This window comes from Vibrio sp. YT-19(2023), from assembly GCF_033337395.1.
Genome location: NZ_JAWOQN010000682.1, coordinates 1 through 627 on the forward strand (window position 1 = coordinate 1; position 627 = coordinate 627).

Below are 627 nucleotides of genomic sequence, written 5' to 3' on the forward strand. Positions count from 1 at the left end.
AAGGCGCTCACTCGCGCCTTGGTATTGCAAGTAGTTGTGAATCAAATCCGCTGTGATCACCGTGTTCAAGCCGATTTGATAGATCTGAGCTTGTTCGAGACGAATTTGCGCCGCGTTCGCTTGGCGGTCAATGCGCCCAAACAGATCAGCCTCCCAAGCGATACTCGCGCCTGCAAATACGCCATCGTGCTGATTATCCATTAGGGTGACGTTACCAATTTGAGGTGGCAGACCCGACACGGAATCACTGAGTGGATTCAATATCGGACCGAGTGAAGAGTCATTTTTACTGAACTGATAGTTCATGTAACCCGCACCGAGATTAATTGTCGGTACCTTGAATGACTCCACCATGGTTTTATAGTTGTTGGCCATTTTCACCCGCTCGGCCGCCACTTTCAGCGGAATGTTTTGGCTCTGCATGTCTTGAACCATTTGATTCAACACCGGATCGTGAAACTTAGTCCACCAAAACTCAATGTGTTGTGAATCGGTACTCAACCCTGCATTTTCGGCGTTCAAGTAGGTTTCTGCCATACTGGTGGTCGGTACTTGATAGTCAGGGCCCACTGCACAACCTGCTAAACTGAGGGCTAGAACGACAGGCGTTAGAATGAATTTTTTCAC

General features: G+C 48.5%; 1 protein-coding gene. It reads right to left on the reverse strand.

Annotation, left to right across the window (positions count from 1 at the left end; genetic code table 11):
- A partial coding sequence (locus tag R7E78_RS27855) for a TolC family protein (RefSeq protein WP_318058851.1) occupies nucleotides 1-627 on the reverse strand: 627 nt, incomplete at both ends.